Genomic DNA, 22689 nt, shown 5'->3' with positions numbered 1-22689 from the left:
TGTTTAGATTTTACTTTTCAATAAGTCATAAACAGTTTTATCAATACTGAGATATTTTATAAAATCTTCGGTATCAAACTCTATCTTATCTTTCTTATTCTTTTTTGCTGTAGCGTTAGAAACTGAAAGATAATACTCATTAGCCGAGGTATACAAAGTAAAAACACTATGGTTAGTTCCTTTATCACCTCTTTGAATAACTGTAGAAAGTTGTTCCCAATTACCTTGTTCTGCTTGTTGTTTAAAGTCACTTACATTTTCTATATAAGAAAAAGTAGGTAATTCTTCTTCTTTAAACCACTCATCTGCAAGCTCGTTAAAAGGCTCTTTAGCTCTACCTACAGAGGCAACTATTCCCATAATCACAATTACTAAGAATTCAATTATCCAAATAATAGTAAGGAAAACTCCACTCACAGTATTCCCTTTTATAGCCCACGTCCCTTCTTCATTGATAAGTCCTATCAATCCAAAAAGGTCTGATGGATGCCCTAATAAGTACAGCAATTGTTCAATTTGCACATTACTTACGGCTACACCTATTTGCTTATTACCATACACTTCACTCGTATTAATAGCCAAATCAGCCCATACTACCCATTGAAGATAATAAGCAACAAGTGATGCTATGAGAGCAAACAAAATAGCTAAGCCATAATTACGTACTTTACCCAATCTAACTACTAAATAACCAACAGTAATGGCTATAGCAAAACCAAAACCAAATGTTACTAAGAAGTTGAGATATATAATTGGGATATACCATATTAAGTACGCATAGATGGTTGCTAATATAGGCAATGCTACTGTACATACTAATATGAAATACACAAATGATATAGGTGAAAACTTCCCTGAAGGTTTGTAATAATTAGACATATTTCAATTATTTAAAACTGTTTACTTACTTTTATATGAATTAACCTAATTCCGCCATCATTAAATCAAGTCCATCTCTGATAATTTGCTGATGTGGTTGTTTAGATACACATACAAATTCAGTAAGTGCAAAATCTTCTGGTGCTACTTCGTAAGCTCCTAAGTTTTCCAACTCGTCCAAATCCTTATACAAGCAGGCTTTGAGGAGTTGCATCGGATAAATATCCAACGGGAAAACCTCTTCGTACATACCTGTTACCACAAAAGCGCGTTGTTCACCATTGGTATTGGTATTGAGGTCGTACTTTTTCTTAGGGTTCAACCACGAGAAAGTAAGCGAACGTGTAAGCGAAATCTTGTTGGCTACTGGTTTTGCCCAACCGAACAAATCATAATCATTTCCTTCGGGAATTGCTGTAATTTGGTCGTCGTAAAAACCTAAGAAGCCTGTTTCACTCACCTTAGTACCAGTAAGCACATCACCGCTAATAATACGGGTTGCAACCACGTCTTTTACTTGGCTACCTACGACGCTACTGATTTGAGCTCCAGCAAGGGCTGTAACATAGTGAGGTTTCTCAATGCGCGAACCTGTAAGAGCTACTGTACGAGTGAGGTTCACTTTACCTGTTAAGAAGAGTTCTCCTATCACCACCAAATCTTGAGGTGTTACTACCCATACCACTTCACCTTTGTTTATCGGACTGATTTGGGCTATTTGTGTACTGACGTTCCCTGCTGGGTGAGGTCCTGACACATTGTGCACCACTATGCCCTTAAGGTTGCGGAAAGGCGACAACGAACTGTCTTTGAAAACAGACACGTGTATTTTCCCTGTGGTGAGTTTAGCTAAGGCGGTAAGAGCGGTTTGTAGTGCTTGCTCTTTTCCTTTGAGCACATAGTCGTAATCAGGAGCGAGCGGATTGGTCTTGCAAGCCGATACAAAGATAGCCTTAGGCTTCCCGTCGGGGTTGGCAATCACGTCATAAGGGCGTTGTTTGATAAAAGGCCAGCAACCTGATGAAAGGAGGTGTGCCTTGATGTCTTCGCCCTGCATCTCTTCTACGTCTTTCTTTCCATAGTCTTTGAAAGTTTGTTCTTGACTGGGCGCAATGTGTATTTCCAACACTTTACGACGCTCACCTCGTACAATCTCCTTGATGGTACCACTTACCGGAGAAGGGAACAATACACGCTCATCACTCTTTGAAAAGAATAGTGCTTCACCTGCTTTCACTTCATTACCCTCACGCAATAAAAGCTTAGGAATAACACCGTGAAAATCATTGGGTTTAATACCATACAAAGAGGCAAGCGGAAGCTGTTGTGTAGTTTTATCAGCTTCGCCTTCCAAGTGTATGTCTAACCCTTTTCGAATGCGGATGTCGTTTGACATATAAATAATATTAGTTAGTTTTATTAAATTAGGTGCAAATATACAAATTTATTTTTGATTTAAAATAATCTACTCCTTTTTTTTAGCTCAATATATCAAATTTACGTATAATATCTTCCTATTTCACAGCTAAAAAATAGCCCCCTATTTCATCTATAAACTTTTAAAATTCAATATTTAAACTACTACTCTTTACCTTTACTCTTTCCTAAAATCTTTATTCATAAAAAATACCCCTAAAAGTATCTAAACTTTTAGGGGTATTTTATTCTTTTAATTAACATCTGCTCAATATAACAAATATTATTTTCTATTACCTGCCGTGCTACAGCGTTCTGAGGCACAACATCATCTCCTTACATCAAACTTACATTAGTTTAATGGAATCTGGTGTCTAATTTGATATATTCTAAGAACTCCTTTCTTACCTCAGGGTCTTTGAATTTACCACCAAACTCAGCAGTAACCGTACTGCTATCAATATCTTCTATACCGCGAGAGTTCACACATAGGTGTTTGGCATCTATAATACAAGCCACATCTTCGGTACCGAGAGCGCGTTGCATCTCTTGTACTATTTGCATCGTAAGGCGTTCCTGCACTTGCGGACGTTTCGCATAGTACTCTACAATACGATTCATCTTCGAAAGCCCTAACACTTTACCGTTAGAAATATAGCCCACGTGAGCACGCCCCACAATAGGTAACAAGTGGTGTTCACAAGTGGAATACACTACAATATTCTTCTCTACCAACATCTCACCATAATGGTAAGAGTTCTCGAAAGTAGACATCGAAGGTTTGCGCTCTGGTAATAAGCCTCCAAAAATCTCTTTTACAAACATCTTAGCTACACGCCTGGGAGTGCCTTTCAAACTATCATCGGTTAAATCCATTCCCAAAGTATGCAAAATAGCACGTACGTGAGTTTCTATTTCGGCTATCTTTTCGGTTTCACTCATCTGAAAAGCATCTGCTCTAAGTGGTGTAACTGCCGAAGTTGCTATATGGTTATCTCCTAATATATCTTCTTCTTGATTTTTATTCATTGTTCTTTATCTTATGAAAGTGCAAAAGTACTAATTATTACTCAAAGCTTAAAACTTTTTTGTGTTTTACATCTTGGTTGGTAATTGCCAAACGTATCACTTCTTCCATATCCGTTACATAATGAAAAGTAAGTCCTTTAAGGTATTCTTGCTTGATTTCCAAGATGTCTTTCTCGTTGTCTTTGCACAAAATATATTCTTTAATACCTGCGCGTTTCCCTGCCAAAATCTTCTCTTTGAGTCCACCCACCGGTAGTACCTTTCCACGCAAAGTAATCTCTCCGGTCATTGCCAAGTGTTTTTTCACTCTCTTTTGAGTAAAGAGCGACATTAGTGAGGTAAGCATCGCAATACCCGCACTCGGACCATCTTTAGGGGTTGCCCCTTCAGGTACGTGTATATGCACATCGTAACTATCAAAGAGTTTCACATTGAGGTTATAGTGTTCAGCATTGGCTTTTAGGTATTCCAAAGCAATAGTAGCCGATTCTTTCATCACCTGACCTAAATTACCCGTGATATTAAGCACCCCCTTACCTTTCGATAAGGCAGATTCTATAAACAGAATATCTCCTCCTACACTCGTCCACGCCAATCCAGTAACTACGCCAGCTACCTCGTTATCTTCGTATTTATCGCGTTCTAAGCGGGCAGGTCCTAATATTTTTTCTATGGTCTCTATGGTAAGTTTAGGATCGTAGGCTTCTTCCATTGCTAAGTTTTTAGCTCCGTAGCGCACTACTTTCGCTATTTCTTTTTCCAAAGCGCGTACCCCCGATTCGCGAGTATAACCTTCCACAATACGTTCTATTTCCTTTTTGCCTAATTGCAAGTCGGTAGTTTTCATACCGTGTTCTTTGAGTTGCTTAGGTAATAAGTGGCGTTTAGCTATCTCGGTCTTTTCCTCTATGGTATAACCTGTTACGTTGATGAGTTCCATACGGTCTAGCAAAGCAGGCTGTATGGTCGAAAGGTCGTTCGCAGTAGCGATGAACATCACCTTAGAAAGGTCGTAACCCATCTCGAGGAAGTTGTCGTAAAACTCCTTGTTTTGCTCAGGGTCGAGCACTTCTAGCATAGCCGAAGAAGGATCGCCTTGGTAACTATTGTTTCCTAATTTATCTATCTCATCTAATACAAATACAGGGTTAGAAGTCTTAGCTTTTTTAAGCTGTTGCAAAATACGCCCCGGCATTGCCCCGATATAGGTTTTACGGTGACCGCGTATCTCAGCCTCATCGTGTAAACCTCCTAACGACATACGCACGTACTCACGACTCAACGCTTTGGCAATAGAGCGTCCTAAGGAGGTCTTTCCTACTCCAGGAGGTCCATAAAAGCACAAGATAGGTGATTTCATATCATTACGGAGTTTAAGCACCGCCAAATACTCTATGATACGGCGTTTCACCTCTTCTAATCCGTAGTGTTCCTTATCGAGAATTTTCTGAGCGCGTTTTAGGTCAAAGTTGTCTTTAGAATACTCATTCCAAGGCAATTCCAATAATACTTCTAAGTAATTACGCTGAATGCCATAATCTGGACTATTAGGATTGGTACGTTGCAATTTGCTCAGTTCCTTTTCAAAGAGCTCTTTTATCTTGTCGTCCCACTTCTTGGTTTTAGCTTTCTTTTTCAGCTCTTCCATCTCTTGCTCGTACGACACGCCTCCTAATTCTTCCTGAATAGTACGCATCTGCTGGTGCAAGAAGTATTCACGCTGTTGCTGGTCGATATCAATACGCGTTTTCGACTGTACTTCGTTGCGCAGGGTAAGGCGTTGCAAGTCGATATTCAAATATTTTAAGATAGCCGTAGCACGCTCTTTCAGCTCATCAATCTCCAATACGCCTTGCTTTTCCAAAACGGTAGCATTCATATTGGACGATATAAAGTTAATCAGGAACGATGTGCTCTCTATATTCCTAATAGCAAAAGCCGCTTCCGAAGGGATATTCGGATTTTCTTGTACAATCTTGATAGAGAGGTCTTTAACAGCTTCAATAGTCGCTTCAAACTCCTTATCGTTCGCATCGGGTTTCACATCCGGCATTTCTTTTATCATCGCTTTGATGTACGGCTTTTCTTCTACAATACTCTCTATCTCGAAGCGCTTTTTACCCTGAATGATAATAGTTACATTGCCGTCAGGCATTTTCAAAACTCTGAGAATACGGGCTACCGTACCAAAACGGAAAAGGTCTTTGCCCTCGGGTATTTCGGTCTTCTCGTCTAATTGAGCTACAACACCAATAGTCTTAGTAGTAGCATATGCCTCGTTGATAAGGTGAATAGACGCATCTCTCCCCGCACTGATAGGCACTACTACTCCTGGAAATAGCACAGTGTTTTTCAGGGGAAGAATAGGTAACACGTGTGGTATGCGTTCACGTTCTATCTCTTCTTCATCTTCCAAAGTAAGAAGCGGAATGAACTCTGTATCTTCGTCTATATGTTCAGCCAAAAGGCTGTCAAAATTTCCTATATTCATATTTAGATCGTTACTATATGCCATTTTGTCAGTAATCACTTGTCTATATAAATATTCTCATTATATCTATACAGTTTAAAATCAATTTCTTATATACTACAAAATGTACATTGCTTCCTATGTATTACAATAGGTGTGCCATAAAAATTACTTTCTTCTTACTTTCTTCTTTACTCCGTCTTTACCACCACACTCCCCCTATTGCCTATGGTCTAAGTCCTAGTGCCTCTTCCTCTTTCTTTCGCCTCGAAACCCCGTTTTTGCCATTTTTAGCCTTGTTGTATTATATTATGAGTCAATTACTTATACACTCTTTCTATACCAATCGTCCAAGATTCGTATAAGCTTCCTATAAGCTCTCTATAAGCTAACCCCACCCTCCTAATACTCTTTTTCCTTCAAAATTCCTCTCAGCTCTCTTCCGTTCTCCTCCGATATCTTCCGTCTCCTCCTAACCGCCCCAACACATCGCTTTTTCATCTCAAACTTTGCCAAAGTTAATAGCCCGTGCGGCTCGCACCTCATTTGCTAATTGCGGCTCTCACTACCCTACTTCATCATAAAACCCCTCTCTAAGTTTTCACGATGGTTAGGGTGCGCTATTGCAATCAATGCCTTAGCCCTTTCACATAAATTCTTGCCAAAAAGCTCAGCCACACCATATTCAGTAACGATATACTGCACGTGAGCACGAGTGGTTACCACACCTGCCCCTTGTTTAAGGAAAGGCACAATCTTGCTCTCTCCTTTGTTTGTGGTCGAAGGAAACGCAATGATTGATTTACCTCCTTCACTAAGCATTGCACCTCTTACAAAGTCTATCTGTCCGCCAAATCCTGAATAAATAGCCGTTCCAATAGAATCAGCACACACCTGCCCTGTAAGATCCACCTCTATTGCTGAATTGATAGATATCATTTTCGGGTTCTGACGTATCACCGACACCTCATTAGTGTACGAAGCTTCAGCTATTTCCACTGATGGATTTTTGTCAATAAAATCATATAACTCTTGTGTACCCATCACAAACGAAGCTATAATCTTGCCTTTGTCTATCTTCTTTTCATAACCATTAATCACGCCCTTTTTCACCAAATCAAGCACTCCTTCTGTGAGCAGTTCTGTATGAATACCTAAGTTTTTTAGGTGTCCCATCTCTCCCAAAGTAGCATTAGGAATGTTACCAATACCCAATTGCAATGTACTACCGTCCTCAATAAGAGGCACAATATGTCGGGCTATTTGTTTTTCAATAGTATCAGGTTCTGTAAGATGCAATGAGAAGATAGGAGCATCGTGTTCCACTAAGAAGTCTATTTCATCAATATGTAGAAGGGCGTCACCGTAAGTACGAGGCATTTGCTTGTTTACTTTTGCAATCACATATTTTGCATTGCGTATCGCCGATTTACAAGCCTCTACACTCACGCCCATAGAACAAAAACCAAACTTATCAGGAGGCGATACTTGTATAAGCACTACATCCACTTTAACGTGCTTCCTATCAAATAATAAAGGCATATCACTTAAAAAAATAGGAGTATAGGAACCATTCCCATTTTTCATAATATCTCGCACATTCCTCGACAGAAAAAAAGAATTTACATAAAAACTATCCTTGTATTTAGGGTCAGCATAAGGGGCGTCTCCCTCAATGTGAATGTGCCCTATACTTACATTGCGTAGTTCTGATGCACGCTCTACAAGAGCATCTACAAGTATTTCAGGTACAGCAGCACCTCCGTGAATATAAACAAAGTCACCACTCTTTACAACCTTTAAGGCTTCTTGAGCAGTCGTAATTTTTGCCATTTAAAATAATATTAGTTAATGGCTCAAAAGTACTACATTAAATCCAATTGGCAAAATAATTAGTAATATAATTTTTTTTAGTACCTTTGTCCCCAATTTTAAAAACGAAGTATTATGTATCCACCTGAATTGGTAAAACCAATGATAGAAGAACTAACAGCTGTTGGTTTTGAAGAATTAAAAACAGCTGAGGCTGTAAGAGAAGCATTGAAAAGAGCAGGTACTACCCTCGTGGTAGTAAACTCTGTATGCGGTTGTGCTGCCCGTAATGCGCGCCCTGCAGTAATCTACAGCTTGCAAAATGCTAAGAAACCCGACCATCTTACCACTGTTTTTGCTGGGGTCGATAGAGAGGCTACTGAAGAAGCTCGTAACTTTATGCTTCCTTTTCCTCCCTCCTCTCCTAGTATAGCTCTGTTTAAAGATGGTGAATTAGTGCATATGTTGGAACGCCACCACATCGAAGGTAGAATGGCTGAAGCTATCGCCGAAAATCTCCAACAAGCCTATAATGAATTTTGTTAATCAATTTTCATTTCCAAAAAATCCTTTTGTGATATCTTTGGTATCACAAAAGGATTTTTTAATACTGATTAGGAATACGCTCTGCCCCTTCAATAATAAAGTCGGTTAAGCGTTGTAAGTAGATATTAATTTGCGGGTCAGTTACATTAAACAGCAATACAATTACCAGTTGCTCATTTGGGTATACTGATAGCCAACCGTAACCTCCCACTCCCATTCCTGTGTGCCCAAAATAATCACGTCCGTTCCAGTCTCGCTGGTTTTGCCAACATATACCATAACTCACTTCAGTATCATCAAAAGTACATTGCTTTTTTAGCATCTCGTTTTCTATAGGCTGAGAAAGAAAATTATGGCGCTCTATAGCAATTCCCATTTTAGCAATATCGTTAGAAGTAGAAAGAAAGCCTCCTCCTGCCAGCTTAAAGTAGTTATTCACATCAGGAGCTTTGGTGAGTCCTCCTTTTTTAGACCTTGAATAAGGTGTGGCCTCATCTTTAATTATTTTTCCTCTATCAGGGAAAGTGCGCCACATATTCAAAGGCTTAAACACTTCCTCTTTAGCCACATTCTCAAACTTCTCATTCAAACACTTTTCTATAGCCAATGAAATCAAATTTATACCGTAGCTACTATACAAAAACTTTGTTCCTGGTGCCGACTGTAATATGTCATCTTTAAATAAATTCACTCCCTGTTCAATACTGTAAGCTTTATTTAAAGTATATTCATTAGCCCTATAAGTGCGTATGCCTGCTAAGTGTCCTGCAAGTTGTTTCACGGTAAAATCAAAAGGCTTTTGCGGGTAATCAGGTATATATTCATAAATTGAAGTATTCCAGTCAAACTTCTTTTGCTCTTGCAGTCTAGCCAATACCATTCCTGTAATAGCTTTCGACATACTCGCTACCCTAAACAGCGTATTCTTAGGGTCAATAGTTGTCTTTTTGGTAATATCAGCATATCCATAACCTCTTTGCCATATTATTTTTCCTTGTTTGGCTACAGTTACAGAGGCTCCTGGTATAATTTGTTCTTGTATTAGGTATTGTAATATTTTCTCAGCTTCAGTACGTGCATCGTCAAACGAGATTACTTCAGAAGGATTTCTTTTAAATACATCTACATCTTGAAGCTTCTTTTGTGCAAATAATGAATTAAAAAATGAAATAATAGTGCTAAACAAAACAATAAGTATTAGTTTTTTCATAAATTATTAACAAATGCTATTTTTTCATTATTTCAGCTACCTTCTCCCCTATTTTAGCAGGCGAATCTACTACGTGAACACCACATTCGCGTAAAATACGTTTTTTAGCTTCAGCAGTATCATCAGCACCTCCTACTATAGCCCCGGCGTGTCCCATTGTTCTTCCTTTAGGAGCTGTTTCACCTGCTATAAAACTAACTACAGGCTTTTTATTGCCATTGGCTTTTATCCATCGGGCTGCTTCTGGCTCTAACTGTCCACCTATTTCACCTATCATCACAATACAATGAGTTTCTGGGTCATTCATCAATAATTCTACAGCCTCCTTAGTAGTAGTACCAATAATAGGGTCTCCTCCAATACCAATAGCTGTGGTAATCCCTAAACCTTGTCTTACAATTTGGTCAGCTGCCTCATAGGTAAGTGTCCCTGATTTCGAAACTATCCCCACGTGTCCTTTCTTAAAGATAAAACCTGGCATAATGCCTACTTTTGCTTCTTCAGGCGTAATCACTCCCGGACAGTTAGGCCCTACCAAGCGGCAATCTCTATTCTTTATGTAGGCTGCTACTTTCACCATATCAGCTACCGGAATCCCTTCTGTAATAGTAATAATTACTTTTATCCCTGCATCAGCAGCTTCCATAATAGCATCAGCTGCAAAAGCGGGTGGCACGAAAATAATAGATACATCAGCTCCTGTTGCCTTCACAGCATCAGCTACCGTGTTAAACACTGGCTTTCCTAAATGTGTTTGACCTCCTTTATTAGGGGTAATTCCTCCTACCACATTAGTGCCATATGCAATCATTTGTTCAGCGTGAAAAGTACCTTCGCTTCCTGTGAAACCTTGTACTATTACTTTTGAATTCTTATTAACTAATACACTCATTGCAATTATTTTTTTTGTTTTCTTATAGCAAAGATAAATAAAATTTCTATACTTTCAAAATCTTTCGTAAAGAAATCGATTATTATTTTACCTTCTTCTTTTTATTACATTAATTATCAATCTATTGCATTATTACTTTTTTCATCTATTCTCATAACAAAAAAGGGCTACCCACATAGGCAACCCTTTTGTAATATGCTGTCCTCAACACTCGTTATGCGAGCATTGTTACAGGATTCTCAATATAAGCTTTGAGTGTTTGTAAGAATTGAGCTCCAGTAGCCCCGTCGATAGTACGGTGGTCGCAAGCAAGAGTTACTTGCATAGTGTGACCTACTACTATTTGTCCGTTTTTCACTACAGGTTTCTCAACAATAGCTCCTACTGAAAGAATAGCAGAGTTAGGCTGATTGATGATAGAAGTAAATACATCTACCCCAAACATACCCAAGTTAGACACGGTGAAAGTGCTTCCTTCCATTTCGGCAGGAGTAAGTTTCTTGTTGCGTGCCTTACCAGCCAAGTCTTTTACCAAGGCGCCTATTTGAGTAAGCGTTAAAGTATCCGTAAACTTGATAACAGGTACTACCAAGCCATCTTCAATAGCCACAGCCACCCCTACATTCACGTGCTTGTTGTAAAGGGTTGTATCGCCTTTCCAAGAAGTATTTACTTGAGGGTGTTTTTTAAGTGCCATTGCGCAGGCTTTCACTACCATATCGTTGAAAGATATTTTGGTATCTGGCAAATTGTTGATTTGAGCGCGAGATTCCATCGCGTTATCCATATCAATTTCTATTGCCAAATAGTAGTGAGGTGCAGTAAATTTAGACTCTGCCAAACGTTTCGCAATCGTTTTGCGCATTTGTGAGTTTTTCACCTCTTCAGTTACTTCCACTCCCACAGGAATTACAGTTGGGATTGCTGCGGCAGCGGTTGCAGGTGTAGCCGTAGTAGCCGTAGCAACCTTAGCACTTGGTGTAAAGTTTTCTACGTCTTTCTTCACAATACGTCCGTTTTCACCTGTTCCTTTCACCTCAGTAAGGTTAATACCTTTATCTTGTGCTATTTTCTTAGCCAAAGGAGAAGCAAATACGCGGTCGTTTGCATTAGCTACCGAAGTAGTAGCTGATGTGGCTGTTTCAGCCGGTTTGCTTTCAGCCTTAGGAGTTGCAGGAGCCGAAGTTGAAGCTCCGCCAGCTTTCACGGCTGCCAAAACTGCGTTTACATCAGTACCCGCAGGGCCTATAATCGCCAATAATGAATCTACTGCTGCGCTTTCTCCTTCTTTTAAACCTATATACAATAAAGTACCTGAATAAAATGATTCAAACTCCATTGTAGCCTTATCGGTTTCAATTTCAGCTAAGATATCACCTTCTTTTACAGTATCACCTACCTTTTTGAGCCAAGAAGCCACAGTACCTTCCGTCATTGTATCACTGAGTCGAGGCATTGTTACCACTTCTACTCCTGCTGGTATAGTAGCACCAGCAACAGGAGCCGTAGTTACCTCAGCAACAGGTTTTGCTTCTTCAGCTTTAGGAGCCGATGCTTGAGCTCCTCCAGCTATAAGTGCCGAAATATCTTCACCCTCTTTACCTATGATAGCCAATAAGGTATCTACTTTAGCACTTTCTCCTTCTTTTAAACCTATATACAATAAGGTTCCTGTATGGAATGATTCAAATTCCATCGTAGCTTTATCCGTCTCGATTTCTGCTAAGATATCGCCTTCATTTACTTTATCGCCTACTTTTTTAAGCCACTTTGCTACAACACCCTCTTCCATAGTGTCGCTCAAGCGTGGCATAGTAATAATTTCTGCCATTTATGTTGTTATATTTAATTAGTGTTTCCTTTTTTATTATAATCTACTGGGCAAGAAAGGGTAATTTTCTTGGTCGTAAACCACATCATACATAATATGTGTTTCTGGATAAGGTGATTCTTCTGCAAATTTCTCACACTCAGCCACACGTTCTTTCACACGTTCGTCGATAGCTTCTAACTCAGCATCGGTAGCATATTTCTTCTCTTTGATAACCGCAAGTACATTGGTGATTGGGTCTTGTTTTTTGTACTCTTCCACCTCTTCTTTAGTACGGTAATGTTGCGCATCCGACATTGAGTGTCCACGATAACGATAAGTACGAATGTCAAGCAAAGTGGGTCCTTCTCCACGGCGAGCGCGTTCTACTGCTTCATACACCGCTTCGGCTACTGTCTCAGGGTGCATACCATCTACCGGTTGGCAAGGCATTTGGTAACCCAACCCGAGTTTCCAAATATCCACGTGGTTAGCAGTTCTTTCCACCGATGTACCCATTGCGTAGTGATTGTTTTCTACAATAAAAACCACTGGCAATTTCCACAACATAGCCATATTCATTGTTTCGTGAAAAGCTCCTTGGCGCACCGCACCATCACCCATAAAGGTAAGTGTAACCGCCTCTCTATTGAAGTACTTATCGGCAAAAGCCAAACCAGCACCCAATGCAATCTGTCCTCCTACGATACCGTGACCACCATAGAAGTGATGTTCTTTCGAAAAGATGTGCATAGAGCCTCCTAAACCGTGAGAAGTACCTGTACCTTTACCGTACAATTCAGCCATAATACGTTTAGGGTCTACGCCCAAACCTATAGGGTGTACGTGGCAACGGTAAGAAGTAATCATTTTGTCTTTGGTAGGGTCAATAGCGTGCAAACAACCTGCAGCTACCGCTTCTTGACCGTTGTATAGGTGCAAGAACCCCCTTACTTTTTGTTGAATATAAACTGCAGCGAGTTTATCTTCAAATTTCCTCCAAAAAAGCATATCCTCGTACCATTTTAGGTACACTTCTTTATCAAATTTTTTCATTGGTTTTTGATGTATATAAAAGTCTATTAGTATTCTTACAATAGTATATTTTCTATTATGTTCCGCTATGAGTCTCTCTTAAATTGACTCTTCCTTCGTCTTTCCTTTATCTGCCCGTGCGGCTCGCACCGTCTTTTGTTCGTCTTTTGTTCGTCTTTTGTTCGTCTTTTGTTCGTCTTTTGTTCGTCTTTTGTTCGTCTTTTGTTCGTCTTTTGTTCGTCTTTCCTTTATCTGCTTGTGCGGCTCGCACTATCTGCCTGTGCGGCTCGCACTATCTGCCCGTGTGGCTCGCACTATCTGCCCGTGTGGCTCGCACCGTTATTAACTTGGTATTATTGGCATTTTTGACATTATGGTATTTAACTTTTCAGCTTTTACCTCTTAGCTTTCTGAGCAGTTTTAAATCACTTTCTAAAAATATTTGCAAAGGTGCAAAAAAAATATGACCTAACCAAAAAATATTCAAAAAAAATTTTATACCTTTGTCCCATTAATTCAAATTTTAAATGTAATGAAGATAAAATTAACTTCCGCACTTTTGTTATTGATAACGATTATTTCGTGCAAATCAACTACAAACAATCAAGGAGAGAGTACTGCTAATTATGAGGTAATTCCACTACCCGAAATGATTACCACTCCCCAAGCTGATGCCGATAAACCTTTCGTACTTACGGCTGATACCAAAATCACCTATCCAGAAGGTGATGCTTCTTTACAGCAGTACGCTGGATTCTTGCAAGAGTATATCAAAAAACAAGCAGGAATTGAAGTGAATATTGCTCCTAACCAAAACAATGAGACCAATACTATTGCCTTGTTGCAAAATTACCAAAACAACAACAAAGAGGCTTACCAAGTAGTGGTGAATGCAAAGAATATTACTGTAAATGGAGCTTCTAAAGCGGGTACTTTCTATGGAGTACAACTCTTGAGAAAATCCATTCCGGTACAAAAAGTAGGCAAAGTCATCTTCCCTGCCAAAGAAATAACCGATAAACCCTATTTCGCATATCGTGGTGCACATTTAGATAGTGCCCGTCACTTTTTTACTGCCGACTCTGTGCGCATTTATATCGATATGTTAGCACTCCACAATATCAATAAATTCCACTGGCATCTCACCGATGATCAAGGTTGGCGTTTTGAATCTAAAAAATACCCCGAACTTACTGTGGTAGGAAGCACTCGTAGCCAAACTATGGTAAACAAACAGTGGGACACCTTCGATGGTAAACCTCACGGAGGCTTCTATACTCAGCAAGAAATGAAAGACATTGTAAAATATGCCGCCGACCGCAACATTACCGTTATTCCTGAGATAGACCTCCCAGGTCATATGGTCGCTGCTTTGGCTACTTATCCACAATTAGGCTGTACAGGAGGCCCTTATAAAGTAAGAGAAACTTGGGGAGTAGCCGAAGATGTACTTTGTGCTGGCAACCCCGAAACTTATGATTTCATTAAAAATATATTAGAAGAAGTAACTGAAGTATTCCCTTCAGAATATATCCATATAGGAGGTGACGAATGTCCTAAAGATAGCTGGAAGAAATGTCCTAAATGCCAAGCTAAGATAAAAGAGTTAGGTATTAAAGGTGATGCTAAACACACAGCCGAAGAATACTTACAAAGTCACATAATTACATTCGCTGAAGATGTATTAGCTAAAAAAGGTCGCAAAATCATTGGTTGGGACGAAATCCTTGAAGGAGGTTTAGCTCCTAATGCTACTGTAATGTCTTGGAGAGGTATCGGGGGCGCTATAGAAGCAGCCAAGTCTAACCACGATGCTATTATGACCCCTGTTTCTTATTGCTACTTCGATTATTATCAAACAGATAAAACCGATAAAGAACCTCTTGCTATTGGTGGTTATGTACCGGTAGAACGTGTTTACTCTTTCAATCCTTACCCCGATGCACTTAATAAAGAGCAACAAAAACACATCTTAGGAGTACAAGCCAATGTTTGGACAGAGTATATCAAGACTTTCAAACACGTACAATATATGGTATTGCCTCGTTTTGCAGCCTTAGCCGAAGTACAATGGGAAGACCCTGCAAAACCTAAAGACTACAATCAGTTTTTACAACGCTTAATGCGCTTACTTCCTATCTACCAGTTAGAAGGTTATAACTATGCTAAACACATATTCGACCTTCGTGCCGAAGTAAAACCTGAGGTAGGTGATATACAAGTAACACTCTCTTGTTTACAAGATACACCTATCTATTACACTACCGATGGGAGTGAACCTACTAAAAGTTCTAACGTGTATAAAGAACCTTTAAAGCTCACCCAAGATACCCATCTAAAAGCTAAAGTATTCGGTCAAGAAACCGAAAGTAGCTTCGAACAACAGTTCCTTTTCAACAAAGCAACCGTACGTCCTATTGAATTCCTCAGTAAACCTAGTTACAACTATACTTTTGGGGGCGCTATTACCTTAGTTGATGGTAGAAAAGGGGGTACTAATTCACGCTCTGGAGAATGGTTAGGTTTTAGTGAAGCACCTTGTGAAGTGGTGATTACCCTAAAAGAAAATACTCCTGTAAAAGAAGTGCGCTTCAATGCTCTTATTGAAACAGGTGATTGGATTTACCCTCCAACCAGCTTTGAAGTATCGGGGTCTAAGGACGGTAAAAGTTATGATTTACTCGCTAAAGAAAACTATGCGCTTCCTAAGGAACCTCTCAAAGAAATAAAAACTTACTCTCTTTCTTTCCCTGAAAAAGAAGTAACCTATCTAAAAGTGAAGATAAATGGAGTAAACAAAATTCCTTCTTTCCATCAAGGAGCAGCTGGTAAACCTGGCTTCCTCTTCATCGATGAAATTCAAGTATTGTAATAGGCTTACATAACAATAAACAAAAAGCTATCTAATAGTTCTTATTAGATAGCTTTTTTATATCTCAATATGCGGGTATTTCTTCTTAAAAACCTCTATTTTCTGTCGTAATTGTATTTGAAACTGCTGATAACTCTCTGTTTTAGGGTTAAACGGACGATGTTGCAACCCTTTTTGTATGGCATCTACTTGTTTCATATCTGCCTGAGTAGTCTTATCTATATAGGTTTCTACTAAGCGTTCCCAAATATAGTCTATAGCCATTTCCGATGGGTGTACCATATCATTAGCATAAAAGCGGTAATCGCGAAGTTCATCTAAAAGCAACTCATAGGCTGGAAAATAAGTGCACACCCCCGATGAAAGTACCGAATAAAGTGCTACCAACAAATGTGCTTTGCTCACTTGGTTTTCTAAAAAACCATCTTTCAAGTGTCGTACAGGCGAAATAGTGAAAACACATTGCAAGTCCTTATTCACCTTCTTTAACAGTGCTATAATATGGGTAAGGCTCTCCCCTATCTCTTCTACTGATAATAGTCGTTTTGAGAAGTGTTGTTGAGGTACTTTATGACAATTTGCCACTATCTTATCAGTACTGTTATAGATGTATACCCAAGCTGTACCAAGAGTGATAAAACAGAAATCGGCTTTTTGTAGTGTGTTATAAAGTGCTGTTTGTTGTATATTGGCAAGATGAACAGCTTCCTCTAAATTCGGTTTGCTCATATCCGAATGAAAGTCGAAACTGTGCCAAAGTTCATTGTGCAAAAAGAAATCTTCAGCCTCATAAGGAGTGTGTTCTATTGCTCTGTTAAGCACATTTTCAATAGCTAAGGGGTGAAAGAGTATCCCAAAAGGGTTTACCGTAACAGGAATTTTATAATAACTAAACTTTTGTGCCATATTCACAGCAAAGCAAGAACCTATACTCAGTATCTGCGAGTGATAAGTAATCCTTTTAGTAGCCTCGTGTATAGGTACAATAGTTCTAAATTCCATAACGATAAAATAATTAAACGTTACTCCTTTCTAAATCCAACAGAAATTGCTTCCTCTCAATTCCACTAGCATAGCCTGTAAGTGTCCCGTCTGAACCTATAACACGATGACAAGGAATAACGATTGAAATACGGTTTTTCCCATTGGCATTAGCAACAGCTCTCACGCCTTTGGGATTCCCCACAGCCGTAGCCTGTTCTTTATACGATCGCACTTCCCCATACGGAATAGTTTGTAACACTTTCCATACTTCCTCTTGAAAAGAAGTCCCCACCAAAGCCAGCGGCAGACTAAACTCTTTACGCTCTTTGGCAAAGTACTCTCTCAATTGTTTCTCCAACTCCGATAACAACAAACTATCCTCAGCTACTTGTGTTGCCCCGTAATGCTTTACGAGTATTTCTTGGTCTTTAAGCCAGTTTTTACTATCAACAAAGTCAAGCATACAAATTGCCTCATCAGTAGCTATGGCAAGCATCTCACCTATGGGGGTGTTAATTCTCTTTTTGTATAGTTTCACCATTTTGTTCTTCTTCATTGATAGCTTCTGTGTTATTAGGGTCGTATTCCGTTTCTTCTAAATCTTTAGACTTTTTGCCTAAACCTATTTTAGGGTTTTCTTGTGTTCCCGTTACTTTTATAGGAATTCCAATAATCCCCAAGGGTGGCAAGCCCAAACGCATCTTAAAGTTCAATCTACCATCAAAGCTACTCTGCCCTTCTATACGTGGTCTAAAGCCTGAAACCTTAAACTTAAACCGCTCTACCGTGATAAGATTATTCTTTATACTACTCTTGATGTCAATAGTGGAAAGATTAGCATCTCTCAGTCCGTCTGTACCTGTTCTATCACTGATAACATTAAAAAGCTTAAACCCTTTTAGTTGAACGTTCTTCACCGATAGCACTCCTCCTCCTTTTATTGAAGGATAAATAGGTGACATCTCATCATCTAGCTTCCCTTCTACGGCGTAATCCAACGAAATAATACCTTTGGCATCTTTTGCCATTGCCACCATTTCTCTGAACATCTTCACTTCTTTGTAGGCTCTTTGCACGTCAAAGTCTTTAGCTTTAATCTTAAAACTAAAATTAGCGCGTTTAGGCGTTTCATCTGCGTATTTAGCATCTATTTGTGTAGAAACTCCTATAATATTAAAACTGACGTTTTGCAGAGCTAAGGTTCCTCTATTAAGCTGAGTATTACCTCTCAAATTATGAATAGTAAGCCCTTGTAAAGCTACATTTTTAAGATTGGCATTTAAATTAAAGTTAAAGAGTTTAGGTACAATCACCACCCCCTTTTCAGCTGGAGTATCATTAGTAACCGTTGCTTCCTTCGCTTCTTTTGTTTCTTGAGCAGGGGCAAAAGTATACATAAACTCATCTACATCAAGATAATTAGAGCTTACCGTAAAGTTTCCTTTCAGCACTTGGTTGTTTGATAGGAAGAAGTTAATAGCGTTGCTCATCCGTCCGTTCATCAAAAAGTCCGATTTCCCATAGGTAGCACGGAAGTCGGTAAAGTGCATATTGTCTTGATTGAAGTGAAAGACCCCTTGCTGAATGATAAACGGTTTAGGTAAGTATTCTGTAGTGGTTTTGATATTACGCAGTTCTATCACTCCCTTATTGTGCAAAAGATGATAACGCCCGTTAGTAGCATCGCTCTGAGTGCCTTGTAAGGTAAGGTCGGCTTTGGCATAACCTTCTAATTCCAAGCCTTTTTGTGAGAATACTTTATAAATTTTAGCTATGTCTAACTCTCCTTTGGCTTGTATATCATATCGGATATCGTCGAAATTCTCCATCGATAAATTCACCGTAAAAGGCTTTCCTTCAAACAAGAACGTCGCAGGAGACAGATTTACTGCCAAAGTTTTCATCGAGCCATCAGTGTTCTCAATATTCCCTTTGAAGTGAATATCAGTAACCGGATTGGGGTAGTAGGGCGTCTTTACATAACCATCGGAGAACTCCAAAAGCCCTTTCGTGATAGGGAACAATCGTTGTTCAGGAGCATAAGTACCCTTACTCTTCACGTTTGCCAAGAGCATTCCTTTCAGTTGGAAGTCCTTCATATCCATCAAGTGCATCACATTCTCCACATTGATGTTTGCTCTCACTTTAGCATCAATTACAGGAGGCTTTATCCCATCAAGACTTACAATGCCCGAGAAGTACTCCTTACCTATATCAAAGTAAACCGAATCGAGCTTTACTGCCACTTTATCTACGTTCAGCGAAGGCAATCTCGTTTCTATGTTCAAGTACACATTCTCAGCCGGAGCTGGTACTCCCTTATAGCCTACATAACCATCTCTTACCTTCATTTTTAAATAAATATCGGGACTTAAATTCTGTGAGGCTATATATTGCCCTTTCATCGAAAAGAACACATCGGTCTTTCCTTTAAGAGTGGCTTTCTTATGCCATTGTGTAAATTGGGGAGGCAAGGCAGTAAAGAAGTCGTCAAGATTGCTATCCTTAGATTCTATTTCCAAGTCAATGTCATATCCATTGCTCAAAAAATCCAACTTCCCTTTAAAATCCACAGGCAATCGGTTTATCTTTAAGTTGTTTTGCTGAAAGATAAAAGCTAGTGAATTAGTATTAATCTGGGTAATTAGCTCTGCGTTTACGTGTTTGTTCTTAAAGTAGGTTTCCCCTGCAAAAAGAAAATCCAATGATTGTATTTCTGCTTTGGTACGCAAATCGAAGATAGAAGCCTCTAAGCCTCCTTTTCCTAAGTAATTAAAACCATTGGCTTGAAGGTAAATCTCTGTCGATTTATCATCGTATATCAGTCGGGTATTTCTCAGCTCAATACGCTGTAAATTCACCCGTGTATCATCACTCTCCGAGGTGCTTTCTTCTCCCGATGATTTGTAAACGTTGTAATTAGCCTCGCCTTGTTTGTTTACTTTTATATGCACAAAAGCATTTTTAAGGTATATCTCCTCTATGTCTATCTTCTTAGAGAACAACAAATCCTTTACATCTATCCCCAAAGAAATTTGCTTTACTGCCACAAGCGTATCATTCTCATAGGGTTTAGAGCCCTTCATCAAGAAGTTATCAAGGTTAAGCGTAAGCGATGGGAAATGGGTAAAGAAAGATAACTTAGCTTTAGAAAAGTTGATTTCTCCGTTCAGATTATCATTAGCAAGCTTCTTAACTTTCTCAGTTACGTACTCAGGGTACACCATTGGAAAAATGATAATGAATGCCAATAGCAATGCTATCAGCACTCCCAATATCTTTAAGCTTTTGAGGATATACTTCTTCATCAAAACAATAAAAGCCTAATCCGTTTAATCTATAAAACTCTGTAGTGCCAATTCATAGCTCTTCAAGCCAAAACCTCCTATTACACCCTTCACCACCGGCGATAAAAACGACTGATGCCTAAACGTTTCACGCGTAAAAGTATTAGAAATGTGCACTTCTACTACGGGCGTTGTAATGGCTGCCACCGCATCGGCAAGGGCTATGGAAGTATGTGTATAGGCTCCTGCATTCAGTATAATGCCATCATACTCAAAACCTATATGATGTAACTTGTCGATCAGTGCTCCCTCGTAATTACTCTGGAAATAATACAATTCAATATCTGTATATTTCCTATGCAGTTCTTTCAGGTAATCCTCAAAGGTCTGATTGCCATAAACCGAAGGCTCTCGAATGCCCAACAGGTTCAAGTTCGGTCCATTGATAATGATGATTTTCTTCATATCTACGTTATTCTTCTATTTTAATACGCCCTATCCCTTTCACACTTTTCTTAAATACAGGCGGATTTCCTTTCACAGTAATGCCTCCTGCTCCTGCGATAGAAGCATCTACCTCTTGTGTTACATAAGCCGATATACCTCCTGCTCCCGCTATGCGCAAAGTAGCTTTTTCAGCTTTAAGCTCATCAGCATCTACATCGCCAGCTCCTTTCACGTATATACTTAGGGTTTTGGTTTCTCCTGCAATGTCTATACCTCCTGCTCCAGCCACTTGTAAATCAAGTGAAGTAGCCGTTACCGATGCTTCAAGGTCTCCACTACCCTCTAATTTTACTAACAAAGAACCCACTTGCAACTTCTTTTCTGTAGATATATCCACAGCTCCTTTCCCTACTACTCTCTTTAAACGTGTGTCGATAGGTACGTACACAGTAATAGAGGTTTTGAGTGAGTATTTCCTATCAATGCTTATATAAAGCACATTGTTGGAGACTTTGGTCTCTAAATACGAAAGTACCTCTTTCTGTCCTTTCACTTTTATTTTGCCTACCTCTCCTTCTGTAAGCACAAGGTTATAAGCTCCCGAAACTTCTATAGCGTCATAATTCGCTACTTTTCTGTTTTCGGTGATAACTTCTTTGTCTTTTTCTGTCTTCTTTTGGCTGTATCCTATGCCTACAACTAATGTTACAAGGATAAATGTAATAAATCTTTTCATATATTTCATCTGTTTTAATTATTTCTCTTCTGTTAAGTCACTTAGTATAGCTTCTGTTTTCGCTATAATCTCTTCAATCGTAATAGTCTCTATGGCTTTCTCATAACCTTTTGGGTATTTCTTCCCATATACCGAAGTAGGAATGAGTGGATACCGCTCTCTATCTGCCAAAAGAGCATTCTCCTTAGGCTGTAAATAAGGATAAAACCCCGCATAAGGGTGCGTCACTCCCCATAAAGTAAGCGTCGGAACTCCATACATCGCCGATAGGTGCGCATTCCCACTGTCCATTGCTATCATTATATCTAAGTGCGAAATGAGCTCCAACTCTTGTTTAAACGAGAGCTTCCCTACCATATTTTCAGCATTAGGTAAGTTTATTTTGCTCACCTGCTCTTCCTCTTCTTTTCCTCCTCCAAAGATGTAAATCTTGCCACTGTCATACCGTTGAGAAAGTGCCGTTATCACCTCGCACATCTTTTCAAATGGATACTGTTTACCTATGTACGACGCAAACGGAGCAACCCCTATACGCACTCCTTCACACAGCAATTTCTGTACCGTTTCACTCGGTTCTTCTGGCGGTAAAATATATGGTTCACTTAGGTCAATCGGGAAACCCAAAGAAGCAAACACATCAGCATACCGCTCATACGAAGGCTTTAAAGGCTCAAAAACTTTACACTTATAGCTGGTAAGTGCTCTCTTTTCTCTACGCCCTTTGTCTATTTGCTTGAAAGGTATTTTGCTACCCTTAAAATAGAATTTCAGTACATTAGTGCGCAACACATTGTGAATGTCTGCCACACCGTCAATTCCCTTCGCCATCAATTCCTTATACAGTTTGTACAGCCCCGATAAACCACTGTGTTTTCCATTAATTTCAGGAGTGAATACCTCCAAGTTAGGAATATGTGAAAACATCGGTGCAAATAACGGTCGCGTGAGATAAGTGATTTTTACATCGGGATATTGCTCCGAAAAAGCTGTTACAACCGGCACACTGATGGCTACATCTCCCATCGCCGACATTCTAAAAATAGCTAAATGTTCCATTTTGTTTTGGTATTTAAAGTTTTATTAGTACCTTTGGCTTCTCAATAGAAAGGATACCTTTGATAAAGTTGTTTTTGCTAATTCATTTAGTGAAAACAGAATATTATTCTATCTTATCTTCGATTTATAGATAGGTAAGGTTCGAAATTGGTTCATTATGCCTTCGTCTATCTTCCAAGGTTCGTATAAGGTTTGTATAAGGTACCTA

General features: G+C 39.3%; 18 protein-coding genes. 2 read left to right on the top strand and 16 right to left on the bottom strand.

All coding sequences use genetic code 11. From position 1 onward, the window contains the following. Window positions 1-3 precede the first annotated feature (3 nt). The 5 genes from C3V44_RS00725 to C3V44_RS00700 form a co-directional block, all read right to left on the bottom strand. On the bottom strand, window positions 4-879 hold the full coding sequence (locus C3V44_RS00725) for a hypothetical protein (protein ID WP_106095188.1): 876 nt from the start codon (window positions 877-879) through the stop codon (window positions 4-6). A 40-nt stretch (window positions 880-919) separates the two neighbouring features. After that, entirely contained in the window at window positions 920-2275 is a 1356-nt protein-coding gene (locus C3V44_RS00720) for a Na(+)-translocating NADH-quinone reductase subunit A (protein WP_106095187.1), read from the bottom strand. Window positions 2276-2652: 377 nt separating this feature from the next. After that, the gene (gene folE, locus C3V44_RS00715) at window positions 2653-3324 is read right to left on the bottom strand and encodes a GTP cyclohydrolase I FolE (protein ID WP_009410213.1); all 672 of its coding nucleotides are present in this window, start codon (window positions 3322-3324) and stop codon (window positions 2653-2655) included. A gap of 37 nt (window positions 3325-3361) precedes the next feature. Next, window positions 3362-5815, bottom strand: a complete 2454-nt coding sequence (gene lon / locus C3V44_RS00710; protein WP_106096602.1) for an endopeptidase La — start codon at window positions 5813-5815, stop codon at window positions 3362-3364. Window positions 5816-6364: 549 nt separating this feature from the next. Then, window positions 6365-7627, bottom strand: a complete 1263-nt coding sequence (locus tag C3V44_RS00700) for an acetyl-CoA hydrolase/transferase family protein (RefSeq protein WP_048747037.1) — start codon at window positions 7625-7627, stop codon at window positions 6365-6367. Window positions 7628-7741: 114 nt separating this feature from the next. Between C3V44_RS00700 and C3V44_RS00695 the strand changes: the two genes are divergently transcribed. Next, a complete protein-coding gene (locus C3V44_RS00695; protein ID WP_009410210.1) occupies window positions 7742-8152 on the top strand; it encodes a BrxA/BrxB family bacilliredoxin in 411 nt (136 codons plus the stop codon). Window positions 8153-8210: 58 nt separating this feature from the next. Here C3V44_RS00695 and C3V44_RS00690 read toward each other — a convergent pair whose 3' ends face one another. The 5 genes from C3V44_RS00690 to C3V44_RS11985 all read right to left on the bottom strand — a co-directional run bounded on the left by C3V44_RS00690 (window position 8211) and on the right by C3V44_RS11985 (window position 13370). Next, a complete protein-coding gene (locus tag C3V44_RS00690; RefSeq protein ID WP_009410209.1) occupies window positions 8211-9362 on the bottom strand; it encodes a serine hydrolase in 1152 nt (383 codons plus the stop codon). Window positions 9363-9378: 16 nt separating this feature from the next. After that, entirely contained in the window at window positions 9379-10254 is an 876-nt protein-coding gene (gene sucD / locus C3V44_RS00685) for a succinate--CoA ligase subunit alpha (protein WP_002672787.1), read from the bottom strand. A gap of 214 nt (window positions 10255-10468) precedes the next feature. Then, window positions 10469-12085 carry a pyruvate dehydrogenase complex dihydrolipoamide acetyltransferase gene (locus C3V44_RS00680; RefSeq protein WP_106095185.1) on the bottom strand — a complete coding sequence of 539 codons (1617 nt, stop codon included), beginning with the start codon at window positions 12083-12085 and terminating at the stop codon, window positions 10469-10471. 36 nt (window positions 12086-12121) lie between these two features. Beyond that, the gene (pdhA, locus tag C3V44_RS00675) at window positions 12122-13120 is read right to left on the bottom strand and encodes a pyruvate dehydrogenase (acetyl-transferring) E1 component subunit alpha (RefSeq protein ID WP_002672792.1); all 999 of its coding nucleotides are present in this window, start codon (window positions 13118-13120) and stop codon (window positions 12122-12124) included. A 106-nt stretch (window positions 13121-13226) separates the two neighbouring features. After that, the gene (locus C3V44_RS11985; protein WP_164996592.1) at window positions 13227-13370 is read right to left on the bottom strand and encodes a hypothetical protein; all 144 of its coding nucleotides are present in this window, start codon (window positions 13368-13370) and stop codon (window positions 13227-13229) included. A gap of 261 nt (window positions 13371-13631) precedes the next feature. Between C3V44_RS11985 and C3V44_RS00665 the strand changes: the two genes are divergently transcribed. Next, window positions 13632-15971: a beta-N-acetylhexosaminidase gene (locus tag C3V44_RS00665; RefSeq protein ID WP_106095184.1), complete on the top strand. Its 2340-nt coding sequence runs from the start codon at window positions 13632-13634 to the stop codon at window positions 15969-15971. A gap of 57 nt (window positions 15972-16028) precedes the next feature. Here the strand turns inward: C3V44_RS00665 and C3V44_RS00660 are convergent, their stop codons facing one another. The 6 genes from C3V44_RS00660 to C3V44_RS00635 are packed head-to-tail and all read right to left on the bottom strand — an operon-like array spanning window position 16029 to window position 22481. Continuing rightward, window positions 16029-16973 (bottom strand): GSCFA domain-containing protein, encoded by a 945-nt coding sequence (locus C3V44_RS00660; protein WP_106095183.1) that lies wholly within the window; start codon window positions 16971-16973, stop codon window positions 16029-16031. A 13-nt stretch (window positions 16974-16986) separates the two neighbouring features. Next, window positions 16987-17511, bottom strand: coding sequence for a methylated-DNA--[protein]-cysteine S-methyltransferase (locus tag C3V44_RS00655; RefSeq protein WP_009420974.1), 525 nt, complete (start codon window positions 17509-17511; stop codon window positions 16987-16989). Beyond that, a complete protein-coding gene (locus C3V44_RS00650) occupies window positions 17468-20263 on the bottom strand; it encodes an AsmA family protein (RefSeq protein ID WP_106095182.1) in 2796 nt (931 codons plus the stop codon). Before C3V44_RS00650 ends, C3V44_RS00655 begins: the two co-directional genes overlap by 44 nt. 24 nt (window positions 20264-20287) lie before the next feature. Then, a complete protein-coding gene (aroQ, locus tag C3V44_RS00645) occupies window positions 20288-20707 on the bottom strand; it encodes a type II 3-dehydroquinate dehydratase (protein WP_002672802.1) in 420 nt (139 codons plus the stop codon). Between the two features lie 7 nt (window positions 20708-20714). After that, on the bottom strand, window positions 20715-21434 hold the full coding sequence (locus tag C3V44_RS00640) for a head GIN domain-containing protein (RefSeq protein ID WP_106095181.1): 720 nt from the start codon (window positions 21432-21434) through the stop codon (window positions 20715-20717). A gap of 9 nt (window positions 21435-21443) precedes the next feature. Next, window positions 21444-22481 carry a glycosyltransferase family 9 protein gene (locus tag C3V44_RS00635; RefSeq protein WP_106095180.1) on the bottom strand — a complete coding sequence of 346 codons (1038 nt, stop codon included), beginning with the start codon at window positions 22479-22481 and terminating at the stop codon, window positions 21444-21446. Window positions 22482-22689: the final 208 nt, after the last annotated feature.

The sequence above is a fragment of the Capnocytophaga sp. oral taxon 864 genome (genome assembly GCF_002998835.1).
Classification (GTDB): Bacteria; Bacteroidota; Bacteroidia; order Flavobacteriales; family Flavobacteriaceae; genus Capnocytophaga; species Capnocytophaga ochracea.
The sequence above is the reverse complement of the archived record's forward strand: the minus strand, read 5'-3'. Positions and strand labels throughout refer to the sequence as shown.

Coding starts and splice junctions, on each gene's coding strand:
- C3V44_RS00695 (WP_009410210.1), top strand. CDS start 7,742: ATGTATCCACCTGAATTGGTAAAACCAATGATAGAAGAACTAACAGCT.
- C3V44_RS00720 (WP_106095187.1), bottom strand. CDS start 2,275: ATGTCAAACGACATCCGCATTCGAAAAGGGTTAGACATACACTTGGAA.
- C3V44_RS00725 (WP_106095188.1), bottom strand. CDS start 879: ATGTCTAATTATTACAAACCTTCAGGGAAGTTTTCACCTATATCATTT.
- C3V44_RS00655 (WP_009420974.1), bottom strand. CDS start 17,511: ATGAAGAAGAACAAAATGGTGAAACTATACAAAAAGAGAATTAACACC.
- C3V44_RS00690 (WP_009410209.1), bottom strand. CDS start 9,362: ATGAAAAAACTAATACTTATTGTTTTGTTTAGCACTATTATTTCATTT.
- folE (WP_009410213.1), bottom strand. CDS start 3,324: ATGAATAAAAATCAAGAAGAAGATATATTAGGAGATAACCATATAGCA.
- C3V44_RS00680 (WP_106095185.1), bottom strand. CDS start 12,085: ATGGCAGAAATTATTACTATGCCACGCTTGAGCGACACTATGGAAGAG.
- C3V44_RS00650 (WP_106095182.1), bottom strand. CDS start 20,263: ATGAAGAAGTATATCCTCAAAAGCTTAAAGATATTGGGAGTGCTGATA.
- lon (WP_106096602.1), bottom strand. CDS start 5,815: ATGAATATAGGAAATTTTGACAGCCTTTTGGCTGAACATATAGACGAA.
- aroQ (WP_002672802.1), bottom strand. CDS start 20,707: ATGAAGAAAATCATCATTATCAATGGACCGAACTTGAACCTGTTGGGC.
- pdhA (WP_002672792.1), bottom strand. CDS start 13,120: ATGAAAAAATTTGATAAAGAAGTGTACCTAAAATGGTACGAGGATATG.
- C3V44_RS00660 (WP_106095183.1), bottom strand. CDS start 16,973: ATGGAATTTAGAACTATTGTACCTATACACGAGGCTACTAAAAGGATT.
- C3V44_RS00700 (WP_048747037.1), bottom strand. CDS start 7,627: ATGGCAAAAATTACGACTGCTCAAGAAGCCTTAAAGGTTGTAAAGAGT.
- C3V44_RS00635 (WP_106095180.1), bottom strand. CDS start 22,481: ATGGAACATTTAGCTATTTTTAGAATGTCGGCGATGGGAGATGTAGCC.
- sucD (WP_002672787.1), bottom strand. CDS start 10,254: ATGAGTGTATTAGTTAATAAGAATTCAAAAGTAATAGTACAAGGTTTC.
- C3V44_RS00665 (WP_106095184.1), top strand. CDS start 13,632: ATGAAGATAAAATTAACTTCCGCACTTTTGTTATTGATAACGATTATT.
- C3V44_RS00640 (WP_106095181.1), bottom strand. CDS start 21,434: ATGAAATATATGAAAAGATTTATTACATTTATCCTTGTAACATTAGTT.